20 protein-coding genes are annotated in these 19,908 nt (G+C 75.8%); 9 read left to right on the top strand and 11 right to left on the bottom strand.

Annotated features, from left to right (window positions below; all coding sequences use genetic code 11):
- Positions 1-69: 69 nt before the first annotated feature.
- The 4 genes from N555_RS0116650 to N555_RS0116635 form a co-directional block, all read right to left on the bottom strand.
- On the bottom strand, positions 70-1,215 hold the full coding sequence (locus N555_RS0116650; RefSeq protein ID WP_029432631.1) for an SIS domain-containing protein: 1,146 nt from the start codon (positions 1,213-1,215) through the stop codon (positions 70-72).
- The gene (locus N555_RS26110) at positions 1,212-1,445 is read right to left on the bottom strand and encodes a Trm112 family protein (RefSeq protein ID WP_051684164.1); all 234 of its coding nucleotides are present in this window, start codon (positions 1,443-1,445) and stop codon (positions 1,212-1,214) included. Before N555_RS26110 ends, N555_RS0116650 begins: the two co-directional genes overlap by 4 nt.
- Positions 1,442-2,803: a phosphomannomutase/phosphoglucomutase gene (locus tag N555_RS0116640; protein ID WP_231502880.1), complete on the bottom strand. Its 1,362-nt coding sequence runs from the start codon at positions 2,801-2,803 to the stop codon at positions 1,442-1,444. The genes N555_RS26110 and N555_RS0116640 overlap by 4 nt, the downstream gene beginning before the upstream one ends.
- 78 nt (positions 2,804-2,881) lie before the next feature.
- On the bottom strand, positions 2,882-3,232 hold the full coding sequence (locus N555_RS0116635) for a DUF3499 domain-containing protein (RefSeq protein ID WP_029432628.1): 351 nt from the start codon (positions 3,230-3,232) through the stop codon (positions 2,882-2,884).
- A 111-nt stretch (positions 3,233-3,343) separates the two neighbouring features.
- Between N555_RS0116635 and N555_RS0116630 the strand changes: the two genes are divergently transcribed.
- Genes N555_RS0116630 through N555_RS26105 form a run of 3 tightly spaced genes read left to right on the top strand, consistent with a single transcriptional unit; the run spans position 3,344 to position 5,602 of the window.
- The gene (locus N555_RS0116630; protein ID WP_029432627.1) at positions 3,344-4,108 is read left to right on the top strand and encodes an SDR family NAD(P)-dependent oxidoreductase; all 765 of its coding nucleotides are present in this window, start codon (positions 3,344-3,346) and stop codon (positions 4,106-4,108) included.
- A 19-nt stretch (positions 4,109-4,127) separates the two neighbouring features.
- Positions 4,128-4,595, top strand: a complete 468-nt coding sequence (locus N555_RS0116625) for a metallopeptidase family protein (protein ID WP_029432626.1) — start codon at positions 4,128-4,130, stop codon at positions 4,593-4,595.
- Positions 4,596-4,636: 41 nt separating this feature from the next.
- Positions 4,637-5,602, top strand: a complete 966-nt coding sequence (locus N555_RS26105; protein WP_156036398.1) for a hypothetical protein — start codon at positions 4,637-4,639, stop codon at positions 5,600-5,602.
- On the opposite strand, the gene N555_RS0116615 is transcribed toward N555_RS26105, so the two are convergent.
- Positions 5,577-6,407 (bottom strand): GNAT family N-acetyltransferase, encoded by an 831-nt coding sequence (locus N555_RS0116615; RefSeq protein ID WP_231502878.1) that lies wholly within the window; start codon positions 6,405-6,407, stop codon positions 5,577-5,579. The two genes, N555_RS26105 and N555_RS0116615, sit on opposite strands and share 26 nt — an antisense overlap.
- Positions 6,408-6,478: 71 nt before the next feature.
- Positions 6,479-6,784, bottom strand: a complete 306-nt coding sequence (locus N555_RS26100; RefSeq protein ID WP_197029067.1) for a WhiB family transcriptional regulator — start codon at positions 6,782-6,784, stop codon at positions 6,479-6,481.
- 259 nt (positions 6,785-7,043) lie between these two features.
- On the opposite strand from N555_RS26100, the gene cofD reads away from it, so the two are divergent.
- The 3 genes from cofD to rfbA are packed head-to-tail and all read left to right on the top strand — an operon-like array spanning position 7,044 to position 9,946.
- Positions 7,044-8,003 carry a 2-phospho-L-lactate transferase gene (cofD, locus tag N555_RS0116605; RefSeq protein WP_231502876.1) on the top strand — a complete coding sequence of 320 codons (960 nt, stop codon included), beginning with the start codon at positions 7,044-7,046 and terminating at the stop codon, positions 8,001-8,003.
- Positions 7,996-9,048, top strand: a complete 1,053-nt coding sequence (locus N555_RS0116600) for a coenzyme F420-0:L-glutamate ligase (RefSeq protein WP_029432622.1) — start codon at positions 7,996-7,998, stop codon at positions 9,046-9,048. The genes cofD and N555_RS0116600 overlap by 8 nt, the downstream gene beginning before the upstream one ends.
- A gap of 28 nt (positions 9,049-9,076) precedes the next feature.
- Complete coding sequence (rfbA, locus tag N555_RS0116595; protein ID WP_029432621.1) at positions 9,077-9,946, top strand: glucose-1-phosphate thymidylyltransferase RfbA; 870 nt, start codon at positions 9,077-9,079, stop codon at positions 9,944-9,946.
- Here rfbA and N555_RS0116590 read toward each other — a convergent pair.
- A complete protein-coding gene (locus N555_RS0116590; protein ID WP_029432620.1) occupies positions 9,913-10,653 on the bottom strand; it encodes an enoyl-CoA hydratase/isomerase family protein in 741 nt (246 codons plus the stop codon). The two genes, rfbA and N555_RS0116590, sit on opposite strands and share 34 nt — an antisense overlap.
- Positions 10,654-10,722: 69 nt before the next feature.
- On the opposite strand from N555_RS0116590, the gene glmS reads away from it, so the two are divergent.
- The gene (glmS, locus tag N555_RS0116585) at positions 10,723-12,615 is read left to right on the top strand and encodes a glutamine--fructose-6-phosphate transaminase (isomerizing) (protein WP_029432619.1); all 1,893 of its coding nucleotides are present in this window, start codon (positions 10,723-10,725) and stop codon (positions 12,613-12,615) included.
- Between the two features lie 70 nt (positions 12,616-12,685).
- Here glmS and N555_RS0116580 read toward each other — a convergent pair whose 3' ends face one another.
- The 4 genes from N555_RS0116580 to N555_RS0116565 are packed head-to-tail and all read right to left on the bottom strand — an operon-like array spanning position 12,686 to position 16,546.
- The gene (locus N555_RS0116580; RefSeq protein WP_029432618.1) at positions 12,686-13,633 is read right to left on the bottom strand and encodes a DNA-3-methyladenine glycosylase family protein; all 948 of its coding nucleotides are present in this window, start codon (positions 13,631-13,633) and stop codon (positions 12,686-12,688) included.
- Positions 13,634-13,688: 55 nt separating this feature from the next.
- A complete protein-coding gene (locus N555_RS0116575) occupies positions 13,689-14,459 on the bottom strand; it encodes an SDR family NAD(P)-dependent oxidoreductase (RefSeq protein WP_029432617.1) in 771 nt (256 codons plus the stop codon).
- A 21-nt stretch (positions 14,460-14,480) separates the two neighbouring features.
- Positions 14,481-15,581, bottom strand: a complete 1,101-nt coding sequence (locus N555_RS0116570; protein WP_029432616.1) for a mannose-1-phosphate guanylyltransferase — start codon at positions 15,579-15,581, stop codon at positions 14,481-14,483.
- Positions 15,578-16,546: a glycosyltransferase gene (locus tag N555_RS0116565; protein WP_081866298.1), complete on the bottom strand. Its 969-nt coding sequence runs from the start codon at positions 16,544-16,546 to the stop codon at positions 15,578-15,580. Before N555_RS0116565 ends, N555_RS0116570 begins: the two co-directional genes overlap by 4 nt.
- A 92-nt stretch (positions 16,547-16,638) precedes the next feature.
- Here N555_RS0116565 and N555_RS0116560 point away from each other — a divergent pair, with 92 nt between their 5' ends.
- Together N555_RS0116560 and N555_RS0116555 are read left to right on the top strand one after the other, a co-directional pair.
- A complete protein-coding gene (locus N555_RS0116560; protein WP_051684163.1) occupies positions 16,639-18,165 on the top strand; it encodes a DUF2029 domain-containing protein in 1,527 nt (508 codons plus the stop codon).
- Between the two features lie 48 nt (positions 18,166-18,213).
- Positions 18,214-19,788: a glycosyltransferase family 87 protein gene (locus N555_RS0116555; protein WP_156036397.1), complete on the top strand. Its 1,575-nt coding sequence runs from the start codon at positions 18,214-18,216 to the stop codon at positions 19,786-19,788.
- Positions 19,789-19,908 lie beyond the last annotated feature (120 nt).

The raw sequence follows: 19,908 nt of genomic DNA, 5'->3' as shown, positions 1-19,908 counted from the left end.
TCGATTCCGTGTCACCGATGGTGGTGCGTGGGCTGCCGTCCCGCGACCGGGTGGTCGCCGACCCCGTGCTCAGGAGCGCAGCGCCCGCTCCTGGTCCAGGGCGAGCGCGAGGTAGACCGCGCTGAAGTCGGCCACCGCCAGCTGCCGGGCCAGGCGGCACATCCGCCCGTACCGCTCCGGCTCCCCGTACTCGGCGAGCGCGCTGACCGGGACGTTGGCGCCGGTCGCGGTGCGCAGCACCTCCTGCATCGCCTCCGAGGCCGAGCGCGGCTCGCGCTCCCCCTGGCCGTCGTGGTCGCCGGCGTCGGTGTCGCGGATGGTGAGCAGCCGCAGCCGCCGGCCGGCGTCCTCGGAGCGGTCGCGGAAGAAGTCGTCCGCGCCGTCGCGGGGCGCCAGCGGGCCGCCGAGCACGGCGCGCGCGGCGACCCGCTGGTCGGGCAGCCGGAACGTGGTGACCGGCAGGCCGGCGAGGGTCTCCAGCTGGTCGGCCACGCGGGTGGCCGCGGCGCCGGCCAGCGGCCCCTCGGCGGCGATCACCGGCAGCGCGTCCAGCAGCTCGAGCGCGAGGGTCTTGGCCGGGTTGACGAAGGACTCCTGCGCCGGGCCGCACTCGCGGGCGACCTCGTCCAGCGCGTCGGCGATCAGCGCCAGGTCGGCGGTGGCGTCGGCGACGAGCCCGAGGTCGGTGGCCAGCTTCAGCAACGGCGTGAGCAGCGACCACAGCGTCGTCCCCTGGACCCGGGAGTGCGGCAGCGGCACGTAGGGGGCGCGGGCGGTGGAGCAGGCGGCGCGCAGCGGCGCGTCCTCGGCCCCGATGCCGACGAGCGTGACGCCGCGCCGGGCCGCCTCGTAGGCCGGCGCCACGGCGTACCGCCCGGCGCCGGTCCGCGTGGCGACGACGGCGATGTCGGTCGGCCCGGTCCACACCGGCAGGTCCGGCCCCGGGACGACGTCGACGGTCACCGGGCTCGCCGGCCCCAGCAGGGCCCGCAGCACCGACGCCGCCACCGCGCCCTCGCGCCGGCCGACGATCACCAGGCCGCGGGGGCGGCCGCCCTCGGCGACCCGCGCCAGCCCGGCCTCCTCGACCAGCCGGGCGGTCTCGCGGACCTGGGCGCCGGCGCCGGCGACGGCCGGCAGGAGCCCCCGGGGGTCGCGGGCGCGCAGCACCTCGAGGTCGTCGAGGACCTCCTCGGCCAGCTCCGGCGCGGTCATGCGCCGGCGGTGCCCCGCTGGCGTGCGAGCTCCTCGGGACCGCGGTGGCGGGCCTCGTCGAGCAGCAGGACGGGGATGCCGTCGCGCACCGGGAACGCCCGGTCGCAGGTGCTGCAGAGCAGCTCGGCGGCGGCCTCGTCGACCGTCAGCGGGCTGTGGTGGGTGTCGGGGCAGGCGAGGATCTCCAGCAGGGCCGGGTCCAGGCCCAGGGGTCCCGTGATTGCGGTCATGCGCGCACCATCTCCAGTACTCGGTCCCGTAGCCGTTCCATGGACGCCGCGTCGGGCGCCTCCACGTTGAGCCGCAGCAGCGGCTCGGTGTTGCTCGCCCGCAGGTTGAACCACGAGCCGTCGGGGAGCTCGGCGGTGAGCCCGTCCAGCTCGTCGAACCGCACCCCCTCGGTCCCCTCGTACGCCGCGCGGACCTCCGCCGTCCGGGCCGCGGCGTCGGCCACGGTGGAGTTGATCTCCCCCGAGGCGGCGTAGCGGCTGTAGGCGGCGGTGAGCTCCGACAGCGTGCCGCTCTGCTCCCCCAGCGCGGCCAGCACGTGCATCGCGGCCAGCATGCCGGTGTCGGCGCGCCAGAAGTCGCGGAAGTAGTAGTGGGCGGAGTGCTCACCGCCGAAGACCGCGTCGGTCCGGGCCATCTCGGCCTTGATGAACGAGTGGCCGACGCGGGTCCGCACCGGCTCGCCGCCGTGCTCGCGCACGATCTCCGGCACGGCCCGCGAGGTGATGAGGTTGTGGATGACCGTCGTCCCGCGGCCCTTGGCCAGCTCACGGACGGCGACCAGCGCGGTGACGGCCGAGGGGCTCACCGGCTGCCCGCGCTCGTCCACGACGAACACCCGGTCGGCGTCGCCGTCGAAGGCCAGCCCGATGTCGGCGCCCTCGCGGACCACGGCGGCCTGCAGGTCGACGAGGTTCGCCGGGTCCAGGGGGTTGGCCTCGTGGTTGGGGAAGCTGCCGTCGAGCTCGAAGTAGAGGGGGACGACGTCCATCGGCAGCCCGGCGAGGACCACCGGCACCGTGTGCCCGCCCATGCCGTTGCCGGCGTCGACGACGACGCGCAGCGGACGGATCGTCGAGAGGTCGACCAGCTCCCGGAGGTACGCGGCGTACTCGGCGAGGAGGTCGCGCTGGGAGATCTGGGCCTGCCGGTCGGGCACCCGGTCGTAGCTGTCGACCTCGGCGAGCTCGCGGATGGTGACCAGCCCGGACTCCTGGCCGATGGGCGCGGCCCCGGCGCGGCACAGCTTGATGCCGTTGTACTGCGCGGGGTTGTGGCTGGCGGTGAACATCGCGCCGGGGACGCCGAGCGAGCCGGCCGCGAAGTAGAGCAGGTCGGTCGAGCCGAGCCCGGCCTCGACGACGTCCACCCCGCGCGACAGCACGCCCTCGGCGAAGGCCCGCGACAGCGGCACGGAGGAGTCGCGCATGTCGTGCGCGGTGACGACGGCGGTCGCGCCGGTCTCGGCGTGCACGAACTCGGCGAACGCCGCGCCGATCCGGCGGGCGACGTGCTCGTCCCACTCGTCGGGCACCACGCCGCGGACGTCGTAGGCCTTGATGATCGAGCTCAGGTCCACCACGTGTTCGTCGCCCCTCGCCGGATCGAGCGACGGCTCCCTGGCCGTGCGCCCGTTGATCCTAGGAGGACGCCCGGTTCAGGACAGGTCGGGGAGGACCCGCAGGTGGCCGCGGCGCGTGCCCCGGCCGTCGTCGGCCGGGTCGCGGGGCGGCTCGGGTCGCGCGGCCTCGCGGACCGCGTCGGCCAGGGCGAGCAGGTCGTCCCCGGTCGGGCCGACGTCGTCGACGTCGATCTCGTGCCGGACGACCTCCCAGCCGCGCGGCACGGTGAGCCGCTGGGCGTGGAACTCGCAGAGGTCGTAGCTGTGCGGCTCCGAGAACGTCGCCAGCGGACCGACGACAGCGGTGGACTCCGCGTACACGTAGGTCAGGGTCGCCGCTGCCGGTTGCGCGCAGCCGCTGCGCGAGCAGCGACGTGACTGCCTCACCACCGGTTCCTCACGCCCTGGACACTAGACGCGAGGCGGCGACGATGGGAGCAGGCGCACCGGGTTTTCGGAGTGACGGGAGCAGGAGCCACATCCTGCACGATGGACCCCATGGGCACCGCCAGCGAGCCGACGACCGGTCCCGTCCTCCTCCTCGGCGGGCGCAGCGAGATCGGCGTCGCGGTGGCCCGGCGGCTGGTGGCCGCCGGCGCCCGGCACGTGGTGCTCGCCGCCCGCCGCGCCGACGACCTCGACGACGAGGCCGGCGCGCTGCTCGACGCCGGGGCGGTCGCCGTGGACCGGGTGGAGTTCGACGCCGACGACCTCGGCTCGCACGCCGACGTCCTCGCCCGGGTCGAGCACCGGCACGGCCTGCCCGGCACGACGCTGGTCGCGTTCGGGGTGCTCGGCGACCAGGCCGCGGCCGAGTCCGACCCGGCCGCGGCGGTGGCCGTGGTGCACACCGACTACGTCGCGCAGGTGCACGTGCTCACCCTGCTGGCGCGGCGGTACCGCGAGGCCGGGCGCGGCCGGATCGTCGTCTTCTCCTCCGTCGCCGGCGCGCGGGTGCGCCGGGCGAACTACGTGTACGGCTCGGCGAAGGCGGGGCTGGACGGCTTCGCCAGCGGGCTGGCCGACGCGCTCGCCGGATCGGGGGTCCGACTGCTGCTCGTCCGGCCCGGGTTCGTCGTCGGGCGCATGACGCGGGGCATGTCGCCGGCGCCGCTGTCCAGCACGCCCGACACCGTCGCGGACGCCGTCGTCGAGGCCCTGGCGCGGGACCGGGAGACCGTCTGGGTGCCGCGCGCCCTGGGCCCCGTCGCCGCGCTGATGCAGGTGGTGCCCCGCGCGCTGTGGCGCCGGCTCCCCCGCTGAGACGTACCCTCCTGTCGCCATGAGCCGACCTCCCCGCCGACCGGTCCGGTCCCGCCGCGACCGGCACGGCCGTGGGCTGCGCGGGCGGCTCGTCCCCGCGGAGGTCCCGCTGTCGCGCAGCCGGGCCGAGCAGTTCGACGACCTGGTGCTCGACGCGGTCGAGGACCTCGAGCGCCGCTGGGAGCGGGAGCTGGCCGGCGTGGAGTTCGCCGTCGAGGACGTGCCGTGGGTGGAGCACACCAGCCCCGACGAGGTGGTCCTCGACGCCGACGTGCTCGACGACAGCAGCGTGCCGCTGGCCCGGGTGCTGCCCGCGCACCGCGAGGGCGGCCGGGACGTGCCCGCCCGGATCATCGTCTACCGCCGGCCGCTGGAGATCCGCGCCGCCGACCGGGACGACCTCGCCGACCTGGTGCGCGACGTCGTCGTCGACCAGGTCGCCGTGCTGCTGGGCCGCGACCCCGAGGAGATCGACCCCACGGGCTGAGGGCGGACGAGGCGATCCGCCCCCCTGAGATGCTGGGCACGATGGACGCCGCTGCCGTGCTCTGGGCCGTGCTCGGCGCCGTCGCACTCCTGGCCGGCGCGGTGCTGCTCGTCGTCCCCGCCGCCGGCCGCCGCCGGCAACGCCCCGGGGACCTCCCGCCGCCGGCTCCCGGCCCGGCGTTCCCGGACGACGACCTGCCGGCCTTTCGCGCCACGCCCCCGGGGACGCCCGGCGCGGCCGCCGCCCGGCCGCCGGCCCGGGTGCTGCCCGCGCCGGTCGCCGATCCGGACGACGCCCCCTCCGCCGGTCGCGTCGTCGTGGCCATGGCGGCGGCCGCCCTGCTCCTGCTCGGGGTGCTCGCCGTCGTCGCCGGGATCAGCCGGGAGGGGACGGCCGACTCCGGGGCGGGCCGGGCCGACAGCTCTCCGACGTCGGCCCGGCCGGTGCCCGAACTGCCCGAGGTGCCGCCGGCGCCCGCGCCCGGAGCGGCCGGCGCCGGCGGCCTCGCCCACCTCTCGGTCCCGCTGGACGCCGGCGGCCGGGCCGCCCGGCTCTCCTTCGCGCCGCTCGTCCTCGAGCACCGGGCGGTGGGGACGACGGTCACGAGCCCGGCCCTGAGCGTGACGGCGCGGGGCGACGGCACGGCCCTGGCCCACGTCCGGCTGCCCATCTGGAACTGCCTGTCCACCGAGGCGCCCGCGGACCCGCTCGCGGCCGGGTGCACGCCCGGGCCGGTCGAGTACGCCGACCTCCCCTCCCCCGCCCTGGCCACCGAGGCGGACGACGACGTGCTGCGCCTGACCGGGCGGTTCCCCACCTACACGCGACCGAACGGTGGACCGCCGGTCTACACCGGCCGGGTCTACGAGCTGACCGTGTCGCTGGGCTCCGACGGCGCGGCGGACCCCGGCGCCTGGGCCCCGGCGAGCGGCACGCTGTTCCTCGGCACCGACCGGGCGGAGTCGGTGCCCGACCGGGCGCTCAGCGCGGTGCTGGTGGGCGGCTGAACCAGCCGGCGGAGACCCGCAGCGACGTCGCCGGCGCTCCCATCTCGTGATCCAGGGCGGCCGGGTCGCCGCAGCCCACCCACGGCTGCCGGTCGGCGCCGTCGACGAGCGTCAGCACGGTGGCGCGGACCCGCGGCCCGTCGGTGAGCACGGCGACCTCCACCTGTCCGATGGCCGCGTGCAGGCGGGCGGCCGCGCGGAGCAGGTCACGGCACCGCCCGTCCGGCTGGGCCGCGAGCAGGGCCGGCAGCCGGCGCTCCACCTCGCGGGGGTCGCGGCTGCGGGCGACGGACCCGCCGGCGCCGTCGAGGCGGTCGACCAGCCGGCTGGTGCGGGCGGTGGCGAAGGAGGCCTCGGGGCGCAGCAGCCCCAGGGCCCGCGAGGTCGGGTCGCCCAGCGGCAGGCCGGACAGCGACAGCGACCAGGGGGCGGACCGTCCGGAGACCAGCGACAGGACCCCCTCGGCCAGCCGGGCGGCCGCGTCGTCGTCCCGGGCGAGCAGCCGGGCGTGCGGTCGCCCCGGGGGCACCGGGCCGGCGCCGTCGCCCAGCAGCGTCAGCTCCAGGGCGGCCCCGCGCCGGCGGGCGGTCAGCAGGGCGAGCCCGTCGGGCCGTCCCCCCGGCGCCTGCTCGACGACCACCGCGACCGGGGACCCGGTGCCGGGCCGGGCGGCCGAGACGTTCAGGACGGCGGTGAGCCAGGGGGCGCGGGCCGGGATCGGCGCCCGCAGCGAGGCCATGAGCGGGGCGGCGGCCCGGAGCTCCCGGGGGACGTCGGCACGGCCGGTGACCACCCGCGTTCGCACGCCCGCCATACGACCACAGCCGCCGATGCTCGACGCATCGACGGCTGTGGACGGCCTCGCGGCCGGGGGTGCTAGACCGCGCGGCGGCGGAGCCGGCGGCGCTCCCGCTCGGAGAGACCCCCCCAGATGCCGAAGCGCTCGTCGTTGGACAGTGCGTACTCCAGGCACTCGGCCTTGACCTCGCAGCCGGTGCAGATCTTCTTCGCCTCGCGGGTGGAGCCGCCCTTCTCCGGGAAGAACGCCTCCGGGTCCGTCTCGGCGCACAGGGCACGCTCCTGCCACGACGGCGCGTCGTCCTCACCCAGGCCCAGCAGACTGCCGAACACGGGGGTCGACGCCACCGTGCCCCGGTCGGCCGGCCGATCGGACGCGCCCATGTGGTCGCTCAACCACGACACCTCTGCCATGACGATGCGTCCCCTCTCGCTCTCGTCCCCGACGCGATCCGCGGGACGTTCCCGCGGCTCAGCAGTCGGTGACACCGCGGGAATTACACGCGTGTCGTTGGGTGACCGTCAACCTCGCTTGGTGTAACCAAATGACCACAGGAGCCCCACGAGTCACAGATCGTTCGTCAGATCTCGTCCCGAGCTGCGACACGCCGGGCGAACAGTCGACAAGTGCCCATGAGGCACCATGAAGTTCGTGGAGATCGTCGTACTGGCCGGCGGCATCGGCGGCGCCCGGTTCCTCAGCGGACTCAAGGACGTCACATCCGGGTCACGGATCACCGCCGTGGTCAACACCGGCGACGACGTCACCCTGCACGGCATGCGGATCTGCCCCGACCTCGACACGGTGATGTACACCCTCGGCGGCGGGATCGACCCCGAACGCGGGTGGGGCCTGGCCGGCGAGACCTGGCGGGTCAAGGAGGAGCTGGCCGCCTACGGCGCCGAGCCCACCTGGTTCGGCCTCGGCGACCGGGACCTGGCTACGCACCTGATCCGCACCCGCATGCTCGACGCCGGCTACCCGCTCTCCCAGATCACCACGGCGCTGGCCGACCGCTGGCAGCCGGGCGTCGACCTGGTCCCGATGAGCGACCAGCGGGTGGAGACCCACGTCCTGGTCACCGACCCCGACTCCGGGCGCCCCGCCGCGATCCACTTCCAGGAGTGGTGGGTGCGCCACCGTGCGGAGCTGCCCGCGACCGGCTTCGTCCAGGTCGGCGTCGACGACGCCCGCCCGGCACCCGGTGTCGCCGAGGCGTTCGCCCGCGCCGACGCCGTCCTGCTGGCGCCGTCCAACCCGGTCGTGTCGATCGGCACCGTGCTCGGGGTGCCGGGGCTGCGCGACGCGCTGCTGGCCGCGCCGGGGAAGGTCGTCGGCGTCTCCCCCATCGTCGGCGGCGGTCCGGTGCGCGGGATGGCCGACCGGTGCCTGCCGGTGGTCGGTGTGGAGGTGAGCGCCGAGGGCGTCGGGCGGCACTACGGAGCCCGCTCCGACGGCGGCCTGCTCGACGCCTGGCTCATCGCCCCCGGTGACGCGGCCGACGTGCCGGGCGTCGACGTCCGGCAGGTGCCGCTGCTCATGACCGACCCCGAGGCGACCGCCGCGCTGGCGCGCGCCGCCCTGGACGCCGCGGGTGTCTGAGCCGCCGCCCGGCATCTCCGTGCACCCGGTGCCGGAGTTGCCGGAGTTCTCCCCCGGCGACGACCTGGCCGGAGCCGTCGCGGCCGCGGCGCCCTGGCTGGCCGACGGCGACGTCGTCGTCGTCACCTCCAAGGTCGTCGCCAAGGTGGAGGGCCGGCTGGTGGCCGTGCCGCCGGGCGAGGACCGCGAGGCCGCGCGGCAGCGGGCCATCGACGGCGAGACCGTGCGCGTGGTGGCCCGCCGCGGACCGCTGCGGATCGTGGAGACCCGCCACGGCTGGGTGGTCGCCGCCGCCGGCATCGACGCCTCCAACGTCGCCAGCGACGCCCTCGTGCTGCTCCCCGAGGACGCGGACGCCTCCGCCCGCGGTCTGCGCGCCCGGCTGGCCGAGCTCCTGGGCGTGGACGTCGCCGTCGTGGTCAGCGACACCTTCGGCCGGACCTGGCGGGAGGGGCTGACCGACGTCGCCGTCGGAGCCGCCGGGATCTCGGCGCTCACCGACCTCCGCGGTGCCGTCGACGCGCACGGCAACCAGCTGGAGACCACCCAGGTCGCCGTCGTCGACGAGCTCGCCGCGGCGGCCGACCTGGTGAAGGGCAAGCTGGCCGGCCTGCCCGTCGCCGTCGTCCGCGGCTGGCCGGCCGCCCCCCCGACCGAGGACACCGGCACCCGCCCGCTGGTCCGCCTCGGCCCCGGCGACCTGTTCCGCTTCGGCACCCGCGACCTGGTCCCCAGCCGCCGGCCGGCCGACGACGTCGTCCCGCGCCCCGGGGAGCTCGACGCCGTGGCCGAGGCGTTCCGCGTCGCGGCCGCCGCGCTGCCGGACTTCCCGGTGGTGCTGCGCTACGGCGGCGGCGACGGCGTGGTCGACGTCCACCTGCCGGAGCGGGCGACGGTCACCACCGCGCTGAACCTGGGCGCGGTGCTCGGGGCGGTCGTCGTCCAGCTGCACGCCGAGGGCTGGGCGACCCGCTGGGAGCCGGTGGGCACACCGGGCGGCTCCTCCCTCGTCGGGAGGATGTGGGTCGGCTCCGACGGCACCTGACCTGCACGGACCCGTTAGCGTCCGTCCCATGCGCGGGATCATCCTGGCCGGGGGCACGGGGAGTCGGCTCTTCCCCATCACGCAGGCCGTGAGCAAGCAGCTCATGCCGGTCTACGACAAGCCGATGGTCTACTACCCGCTCTCGACGCTGATGATGGCCGGCGTCCGCGAGGTGCTGGTGATCACCACCCCTGGCGACCAGGCCGCCTTCCGGGCCCTGCTGGGCGACGGCACGCAGCTGGGCATGCGGATCGAGTACGCCGTCCAGGAGCGGCCCGAGGGGCTGGCCCAGGCCTTCCTCATCGGCGCGGACTTCATCGGCGGCGAGTCGGTGGCGCTGGTCCTGGGTGACAACATCTTCTACGGCGCGGGCCTCGGCACCGCCCTGGGCCGGCTGCCCGACCCCGACGGCGGCCACGTCTTCGCCTACCACGTGGCCAACCCGGCCGAGTACGGCGTCGTGGAGTTCGACGACGGCGGCCGCGTCCTCTCCATCGAGGAGAAGCCGGCCGAGCCCAAGAGCTCCTACGCCGTCCCGGGCCTCTACTTCTACGAGTCGTCGGTGGTCGACGTCGCCCGCGGCATCACGCCCAGCGCCCGCGGCGAGCTCGAGATCACCGCGGTCAACGAGCACTACCTGCACCAGGGCCGGCTCACGGTCACGGTGCTGGACCGCGGCACCGCCTGGCTGGACACCGGGACCTTCGCGTCGCTGCGCCAGGCCACCGAGTTCGTCTCCGTGGTGGAGGAGCGCCAGGGCCTGAAGATCGGCTGCATCGAGGAGGTCGCCTGGCGGCAGGGGTGGCTCTCCGACGAGCAGCTGCAGGCCATCGCCGAGCCGCTGGCCAAGAGCGGGTACGGCAGCTACCTGCTGGGGCTGCTCGCCGAACCCCGCTGACCCCTCGCCTCCCGCAACCGGGCGGCGACGTCGCCGTGCACCGCACGCTTCACCGCCGCCAGTCCACCGGCGGGCACCTCGGCGAGCTCGGCGGCCAGGTCCAGCGCCACCGTCCGCGCCTGCCCCGAGGGCACCACCCGGGTGACGAGCCCCCAGCGCAGCGCCTCCGCCGCGGTCACCCGGCGGCCGAGGGCGAGGATCTCGGTGAGGACGCCGGGCGGCACGAACCGCGACCACACGAGCTCGCAGGCGGGCGCCGGCGCGATGCCGTACCGGGCGTGCGGCTCCTGGAGGTAGGCGTCGTCGTCCATCACGACGACGTCGGCCATGGCGACGAGCTCGGCACCCCAGCCGATCGCGAAGCCGTGCAGCGCGACCACCAGGGGCTTGCCGAGGTCCTCGAACGCCAGCCGGAGCCGCTCCTCGGTGAGGTCGGCCAGCTGCCGCTGGAACGCCGCGGCGGCCGTCCCGGTGACCAGCTGCTGCAGGACGTCGGTGTCCCCGCCGGCCGACAGCGCGCGACCGCGACCGCTGAGCACGACCACCCGCACGTCGTCGTCGGCCGCCGCCGCGCGCAGGGCCTCGTTGAACTCCGCCTGCAGCTGCGGGCTCGCGGCGTTGAGCTTGTCCGGCCGGGCCAGCTGCACGGAGCAGACCGCGCCGATCCGCTCCACCACCACGGTCGGATCCGTCGCCGCGCCTGCCACGTGCCCTCCCCAGCTCCGGTCCTGCTGCCGCACGGACCCTAGGGGTCGGGACGGTTAGTCTCCGCCTCCATGTGCGGCATCGTGGGGTACGTCGGTCCGCAGGAGGCGCTGGGCGTCGTGCTGGAGGGCCTGCGCCGGCTGGAGTACCGGGGCTACGACTCCGCGGGCGTGGCGGTCCGGATCGGCGACCCGGCGGCCGGCGGGGAGCTGGCCACCGCCCGGAGGGCCGGGAAGCTGGCCAACCTGGAGAAGGCCCTGGCCGGCCAGCCGCTGCCGCCCTCCACGATCGGCATCGGGCACACCCGCTGGGCCACGCACGGCGGCCCGACCGACCGCAACGCCCACCCCCACCTGTCCACCGACGCGCGGGTGGCGGTCGTGCACAACGGGATCATCGAGAACTTCGCCGCGCTGCGCGAGGAGTTCGAGGCACGCGGCATCGAGTTCGGCTCCGACACCGACACCGAGGTCGCCGCGCACCTGCTGGCCGCCGCCTACGACGACCTGCCGGCCGGCCCCGACCGGTTCGCCGAGGCCATGCGCGCCGTCAGCCGGCGGCTCGAGGGAGCCTTCACCCTCGTCGCCACCCACGCCGACGAGCCGCACACGGTCGTCGCCGCGCGCCGCAACAGCCCCCTCGTCGTGGGCGTCGGGCAGACCGCCGACGGCGTCCCCGAGTACTTCCTCGGGTCCGACGTCGCCGCGTTCATCGCGCACACCCGCGAGGCGCGCGAGCTCGGCCAGGACCAGGTCGTCGAGATCCACCGCGAGCGGGGCCTGACCGTGACCGACTTCGCCGGGACGGTCGTCGAGCCGACCGCCTACACCGTCGACTGGGACGCCGCCGCCGCCGAGAAGGGCGGCCACGACTGGTTCATGCTCAAGGAGATCGCCGAGCAGCCGCAGGCGATCGCCGACACCCTGCTCGGCCGGATCGGGGACGCCGGTGAGCTCGTGCTCGACGAGGTCCGCCTCTCCGACCAGGAGCTGCGCGACATCGACAAGATCTTCGTCGTCTCCTGCGGCACCTCGTTCCATGCCGGGCTGATCGCCAAGTACGCCGTCGAGCACTGGACGCGGATCCCGGTCGAGGTCGAGGTGGCCTCGGAGTTCCGCTACCGCGACCCGGTGCTGGACCGCTCGACGCTGGTCATCGTCATCAGCCAGTCCGGCGAGACGATGGACACGCTGATGGCGCTGCGGCACGCCAGGGCGCAGGAGGCCCGCACGCTGGCGATCTGCAACGTGAACGGGTCGACCATCCCGCGCGAGTCCGACGCCGTCCTCTACACCCGCGCGGGCCCGGAGATCGCGGTCGCCTCGACCAAGAGCTTCCTGGCCCAGATCGTGGCCTGCTACCTGGTCGGGCTGTTCCTGGCCCAGGTCCGCGGCGTGAAGTACGCCGACGAGGTGGGCGCCATCGTCGAGGACCTGCGTCGGCTGCCGGAGGCCGTGTCCGAGGTGCTGCTCCAGATGGAGCCGGTGCGCGCGCTCGGCCGGTCGCTCGCCTCGGCCGGCACGATCCTGTTCCTCGGCCGGCATGTGGCCTACCCCGTCGCCCTCGAGGGGGCCCTGAAGCTCAAGGAGCTGGCCTACATCCACGCCGAGGGCTTCGCCGCCGGCGAGCTCAAGCACGGCCCGATCGCGCTGATCGAGCAGGGCACGCCCGTCGTGGTCGTCGTCCCGTCGCCCCGGGCCCGGGAGTCGGTGCACGGCAAGGTCGTCTCCAACATCCAGGAGGTCCGCGCCCGCGGCGCCCGGACGATCGTCATCGCCGAGCAGGGTGACGACGACGTCGTCCCCTACGCCGACCACATCATCCGGGTGCCCCGCACACCCACCCTGCTCGCGCCGGTCGTGACCACCGTGCCGCTGCAGGTGCTCGCCTGCGAGATCGCCGACACCCGCGGCCACGACGTCGACCAGCCGCGCAACCTCGCGAAGTCGGTCACGGTCGAATGAAGGACCTCGCTGCCCCCCACGCCTCGCAAGCTCGGCGCGGGCCCCTGCAGCGAGGCCGAAGAGCTGAACGCTAAATGCGGCGGTGGTCGGTGGGCGCGTTCCGCGGGCCGAACCGCGGTGCCCGGGCGACCCCGTTGGTCAGCAGCAACCGCACCACCCGGTGCCGCTGGCCGGTCCAGGGCTCGAGCAGCGCCATCATCCCGTCGTCGTCGGTGCGGGCCTGACCGGTCAGCGCGAAGCCGACCTGGTTCTTCAGGTGGTAGTCCCCGTAGCTGACCGTGTCGGGGCAGCCGAACACCCGCTGCACCACCTCGGCCGCCGTCCAGACGCCGATGCCGGGCACCGTGCGCAGCCGGCGCTGCAGGTCCGCGGAGTCCACGGCCTCCGGCGGCTCCATGCGGGACGCGACGGAGGTGACGGCGCGCAGCGCGCGGCGGCGGGCACCGTCGAGGCCGCAGCGGTGCCACTCCCAGTCGGTCACCTCGAGCAGCCGCCGGGGCGACGGCGGCACCCGCATGCCCTCGGGTGCGGGACCGGGCGCCGGCTCGCCGGCCAGCCGCAGCAGCGCCCGCCACACGCGGTGCGCCTCGGTGGTGGTGACCTTCTGCTCCAGCACCGCCGGGACCAGGCAGTCCCAGGTGCGCTCGGTGCGGCCCAGGCGCAGCCACGGGGTGGTGCGGTGCAGCCGGGCGACCAGCGGGTGGTCCCGGCAGTCCAGGGCCGAGGGGTCGTCGTCGGCCCCCAGCCAGAGCGACACCCGGCTGCCGGCCCACTCCGCCCCGGCGCCCCAGGCCGCCACCCGGACCTCGCCGCCGACCACGGTGATCCGCACGGTCGCGGGGCCGTCGGGGGTCGTGGTCACCCGCCAGGTCCCGTCCTGCTCGAAGCGCAGGGTGGGGTCGCCCGTCCCGCGCAGGTGCACCGACAGGCTGCGGCGGACGTCGAGCGGCCAGTCCGGCCGGAACGCCGACTCGAAGGCCGGCGCGGCGGTGCTGCGGGGAAGTGTGGGGGTGCTCACGGCGTGCTCCGGGGTGCGGGGGAAGCGGTGCTCGCCCAGGACGGTGGACGGGGGCTCAGCGCGGCGCCATGCGGAGCGCGCCGTCCATGCGGATGACCTCCCCGTTCAGGTAGCCGTGCTCCACGATGGCCAGCGCCAGCTCGGCGAAGTCCTCGGGCCGGCCCAGCCGCCGCGGGAACGGGATGCCGGAGGCCAGCGCCGTGCGGGCCTCTTCGGGCAGGCTGCCCAGCAGCGGCGTGTCGACCAGCCCGGGGGCGATCGTGCAGACCCGGACGCCGACGCTGGACAGGTCCCGCGCCGCCGGGAGGGTCAGCCCCACGATGCCACCCTTGGACGCCGCGTAGGCGATCTGCCCGATCTGACCGTCGTAGGCGGCGATCGAGGCGGTGTTGACGACGACTCCGCGCTCGCCGTCCTCCCCCGGCTCCGTCCGCGCCATGGCGGCGGCGGCCAGGCGCAGCACGTTGAAGGTGCCGACCAGGTTGACCATCACCGTCTTGGTGAACTGCGGCAGGCCGTGCGCGGAGCCGTCCCGGTTCACCGTGCGCTCGGCCCAGCCGATGCCGGCGCAGTTGATCGCGATGCGGAGCGGGCGGTCCTTGCCGGTGGCCTCGGCGATCGCGGCCTCGACGCTCGCCTCGTCGGTCACGTCGGTGCGGACGAACGTCGTGTGCCCGCCGAGCTCGGCGGCGAGGGCCGTCCCGGCGTCCTCGTTGAGGTCGAGGATCGTGACGGCGGCACCGCGGGCGGCCAGCGCGCGGCTGGTGGCGGCACCGAGGCCCGAGGCCCCTCCGGAGACGACGGCGGCGACCTCGAAGCTCTTCATGCCCCGAGGCTAACCAGACCGCTACGAGAAGCGCGGACCGTGGGCGGACTCGACCTCGGCGAGCAGCTGCTTGACCCGCTCCGCCTCGCCGATGGGGCAGACCATCGTGACGTCGGCGGTGTGCACGACCACGCTGTCGCGGACGCCGACCAGGGCGACGAGGTGCTCCGGGTCGTCGCTGAAGACGATGTTGCCCGCCGAGTCGAGGGTCACCGCCAGACCGCGGACGGCGTTGTCACCGACCGTCTCCAGCGTCTGCGCGAGCGCCGGCCAGGACCCGACGTCGAGCCACTCGACGTCGAGGTCGGCGACCAGGACCCGCCCCGGCTCGCGCGCGGCCGGCTCCAGGACGGCGTAGTCGACGCTGATCTTCGGCAGGGTCGGGAAGACCTCGGCGAGGACGGCGTCCCGCTGGGCGCCCGCCGGCGCGGCGACGATCCGCGCCAGCCCCTCGGCGCTCTCCGGCAGGTGGTCGGCCAGCGCGTCCAGCACGGTCCGGGCCCGCCAGACGAACATCCCCGAGTTCCACAGGTACTCCCCCGACGCGAGATACCCCTGGGCGGTGGCGCGGTCGGGCTTCTCCACGAAGGCGGCGGCCTCGGCGACCCCGGCCACCTCCGTCGGCCCGCCGCGGCGCACGTAGCCGAAGCCCGTCGCCGGCGAGGTGGGCCGGATGCCGAGGGTGACCAGCGACCGCGGCCGGGCGGCGAGCGCGTCGTAGGCGGTGCGCAGGACGTCGGCGAAGCGCTCGACCGGGCGGATCACGTGGTCGGCGCTGACCACCGCCAGCTCGGCGTCCGGGTCGGCGTCGGCGACCAGCGCCGCGGTCAGTCCGACCGCGTTGGCGGTGTCGCGGGCCACGGGCTCGAGCACCAGCCGGTCGGGCCGCAGCCGGGGCAGCGCGGCCTGTACCTGGTCGCCGTACCGCGCGGCGGTGCACACCCAGATCCGCTCGGCGGGCAGCACCGACTCCAGCCGGGTGAACGCCTCGGCCAGCAGGCTGTGCGCACCCCGCCCGTCGCCGTCGCTGACGACGTCCAGCAGCTGCTTGGGCCGCGCCGCGCGCGACAGCGGCCACAGCCGTGTCCCGGACCCGCCGGCCATGATCACCGCGTGCCTCATCGGGCGGCTCCCCCGCGGGCGGCCCGACCCGGCTTGGCGAGCTTGGCGGCACCGGGCACGCGGGCGCGGCCCACACCCTCGGCCCGGCGCTGGAACGGCGCGCCGGCCGCCACCCGCCCGCTGACGTAGGAGACCAGCATCCGGGCACCCAGCCCCGCCCGGAACGCCGCCCGCAGCGGCGCGTTGCGCCGGCCGGGGTGCCGCGCGGACAGGTAGCGCAGGGCGCTGGTGTGGTGCACGCGGGCCATCCGGTGCGGCTCGCGGCTGGTCGCCTGCCCGCCCTCGTGGACGACGACGGCGCTCGGGACGTAGACGTGCAGCCAGCCCCGGCGGCCCAGCCGCTCGGCGAGGTCGACGTCCTCGAAGTACATGAAGTAGCCGGGGTCGAACCCGCCGACCGACCGGAACGCGGCGACGTCGACGAGCAGGCAGGAGCCCGACAGCCAGCCCGCCGGTCGCTCCCGCGGCTCCTCGCGCTCCCGCCGGTAGCGGGCCGTCCAGGGGTTGCCCGGCCAGGCCCAGCCCAGCGCCGCGTGCCCGATCCCGGTGGACAGCCGGGGCAGGTCACGGGCGGAGGGGTAGAGCTCGCCCTCCGGCGTGCGGATGGCCGGGCCCAGCGTCGCCGCGCGGGGCCAGCGCGCGGCCGCGGCGAGCAGCTCGTCGACCGAGCCGGGCTCGAACCGGAGGTCGGGGTTGGCGACGAGGGCGTAGCCGTCGGGGACCCCCGCCAGGCCCGCGTTGGCCGCGGCCCCGTAGCCGACGTTGCCGCCGGTGGGCAGCAGCCGCACGTTCGGGTGCGCGGCCGCCGCGGCCTCCGGGGCGCCGTCGGTGGACCCGTTGTCGGCCAGCACGACCTCGGTGGGCCGGGTGGTGGCGGCCGCCAGCGACTGCACGAACCCCTCCAGCGACTCCCCCGGGGAGTACGTCACCGCCACCACGCGCAGCGGGGCCGGGTGCTCGGACACGGGAGCGACCCTACGGGCGGCCGTACCATCGCGGAGGCCACGGGGTGGTCCAGGAGCACGGGGCGGGGACGCCCGGTGCCGGGGGGAGTGCCGTGAGCCGTGCCGCCGTCCACGACCCACCGGAACCGACGATCGCCCGCACCTCCCGGTGGACGCCGGCGGTGGCCGCCGCGGTCGGCGCGGCCGTCGGCGCTGGGGTCTTCCTCCTCGTCCACCGGGCGCTGATCGACGACGCCTACATCACGCTGGGGTACGTCCGGAACGTCGTCACGCACCTGCACTGGGGTCTGATCGCCCCGGAGACGGCGAACAGCGCGACGTCACCGTTCAACGTGCTCTCCCTCGCCGGGGTGACCTGGCTGCTCTCGCTGGGCCCTGGCGGGGTGCGACCGGTGCTCGGCCTGGCCGTCGCGACCGTGGTCTGGTGCGCGCTCCTCGCCGGGTGGGCCGCCGCGACGGCGCGGCGGCTGGGGCGCTCGGGCGCGTGGTCGGCCGCGCTGCTGGCGGTCGTCCTCGCCAACCCGTTCGTGAACTCCGCGATCGGTCTGGAGGTGCTGCCGATCGCCGCGCTGCTCACCGGGCTCACCTGGGCCGCCGTGGCGGGACGGCCGGGGGCCTTCGGGCTGCTCGCCGGGCTCCTGGTGCTCACCCGCCTGGACCTGGGCCTGGTCGTCGCGGCGGTCTTCCTGCTCAGCCCGGCGGTGCGCGGCTGGCGGCCACCGGCGATCGCCGCCGCCGTGGCGCTGCCCTGGTCCGCCGTCAGCTGGTGGGCACTCGGCTCGGCGATCCCCGACACCTTCGTGATCAAGACGCTGCAGCGCGGGTTCGGCGACAAGACCTTCGCCAACGGCCTGGTCACCCTCTGGCTCGACCGCGGCCTCCTGCCGTTGGCGGTGGCCCTCGTGCCGGCGGTCGCGGGGCTCGCGGTCGCGGTGACCCTGGCCGTGCCACGGGTGCGCCGCCGGTACCCGGACGCGGCGGGGCCGCTGGTCGGGCTGGTGGTCGGTGGGCTGGCCTGGTTCGGCGCGTACTCGCTGCTCGGGGTGCCGCCCTACCAGTGGTACTACGTGCCGACGACGGTCGCGCTGGGCATCGCCGGCGTGCTGGGTGGCGCCCTGCTCCTGCCCGCGCCACGACCGTTCGCCGTCGGGTCCGCCGTCCCGGTCGGCGTGGCGGTCCTTGCCGGCGCCCTGTTCGCCGTCACCTCCGGCGACCGCCCCCTGCCCTGGGACCGCCCGGTGTACTTCGGCTCCTGGGCCCTGCCGGAGGAGTACCGGGAGATCGGTGCCGAGGTCGGCGCCCTCGTCGGCGAGGACGTCGTCGAGGCGCCCGGCGAGGTCGGCACGCTGGCCTACACGTGCGACTGCACGATCGTCGACTACTTCTCCGACCGCGGCATCGCCGTCGAACTGGTGGCCGACCGCACGGAGGAGGCCGGCCCGGTGATGCGGGCGCTGCTCGACGCCAACTTCGCCCGCCTCGACCGGGACGACGAGCCGCTGACGGCCCAGTGGCGCCTGCGGTGGACGCAGGGCGCGGTCCCGGCGGGCGTGACCACCTGGCCCACCGACTCCCCCGCCACCGGCCCGGGCACGCTGTACCTGGAGCGCATCGGCTGACGTCGGGGCCCGACCCGGGCCGTCTCCCCAGGCAGTACCGTTCGACCGGTGGGGGCGTTGGAGCAGGACCGTGCCCGCGGCACCCTCCCGTCCCCTCCCGCCCGGAGGCGGCCGGCGGACGCGGCGGTCATCGGGATCACGGCTCTCGTGGCCGCCGTCGTGTTCCTCGTGGTCCGCGGGGCGCTGATCGACGACGCCTACATCACCCTGTCCTACGCCCGGAACCTCGCCGAGCACCTGCACTGGGGCCTCACGCCGTACCGGACGGCCAACAGCGCCACGTCCCCGCTCAACGTGCTCGTGCTGGGCGCCGCGGCCTTCGTGGTCCGCGACGCGGTCTGGGGCCTCGGCGTGGTCCTCGTGGTGCTGTCCGGCCTGCAGGCGTGGGGCCTGCTGCGGCTGACCCGGGCGCTGCGCCTGCCGGCCTGGGCAGCTCTGGGCGCGGCGCTCATGGCCCTCCTCAGCCCGCTCATGCTGGCCATCGTCGGCATGGAGATGACCCTCGCGCTCACCCTCGTGGTCTGGGCGACCGTGGCCGCCGCGGAGGGCCGGCCCGTGCTCTTCGGCGTCCTCGCCGCCCTGCTCGTCCTCACGCGGGTGGACCTGGCCGTGTTCCCGCTGGTCCTGTGGCTGACGACGCGCACGCTCCGGCGGCGGTCGCTCGCCGTCGCCACGAGCGCGTTGCTGACCGCCGCCCCCTGGTACGTCTTCAGCTGGTTCGCCCTGGGCGCGCTCGTGCCCGACACCCTGGTGATCAAGACGGTGTCCTCCTCCGCCTGGGGCCCGTGGGAGTTCGGCAACGGCTGGGATCTCTACCTCGAGCGCTATCCCACGCCGGTCGTGCTGGCTGCCGTCCCGGCGCTGGCGGGCCTCCTCGCCCTCGTCGTCTGGACCGTGACCCGGGCCTGGCGGTACCCGCGCTGGCAGGGGCTGGGTCCGGTGGCCGCGCTCGGACTGGGCGGGGTCGGGCACTACGCGGCCTACAGCGTCCTGGCCCCGCCGCCCTACCACTGGTACTACGCACCCTCGGTGGGCGCGCTGACGATCGTCGCCGCGCTGGCAGCCGGCGCGCTCGCCCGCCGCCCGGCGAAGGCCCTCGACCCGGCCGGCGACCCGATTGCGGACGCGGACCGGCCCGGTCGCCGCCTGCCGGGAGGTGTCCGGCTGCCGGCGCTCGTGGGCCTGGCGCTGGTCGGTGCAGCGCTGCTCGTCCAGGTGGCGTTCCTGGTCCGGCGCGCGCCCGTCTGGGACTACGCACCGATCACGACCAACTGGGCCAGTGCCGAGCAGTACCTGGCCATGGGCGAGGACCTGCGCGACGAGGTCGGCGACGACGTCGTGCGCAGTCCGGGGGAGATCGGCACCATCGCCTACGCCTGCCGGTGCGACATCGTCGACCTGTTCGCCGACCGCGGCACGCTGCTGCCCCAGATCACCCAGCGCGAGGACGAGGCGGGCCCGGTGATGCGGGCGCTGCTCGACCTCAACTTCGTGAACCTCGACCGCGACGTCGGTGCCGCCGTGCCCGACGTGGCCCTCGACTGGTTCCCGCCCGGCGCGGGCCGGTGGCCGGTCGGCTCGCCCTGGCGCGGGGCCGGGTCGTTCGCCCTGCACAGCCCGTGACGAACCCGTCCCCATCCTCCGGGCGGGTCGCGGGCGCCCCGCAGTCCCCGGCCGTCACAGCAGGCCCGTGGGACCCGCGCCGGGGGTGGTCGACGGCCCCGTCCAAGGTACCGTCGGTTC

Origin of the sequence: Blastococcus sp. URHD0036 (assembly GCF_000701365.1) — a bacterium.
GTDB lineage: Bacteria > Actinomycetota > Actinomycetes > Mycobacteriales > Geodermatophilaceae > Trujillonella.
This window is presented reverse-complemented; position numbering and strand designations above follow the sequence as displayed.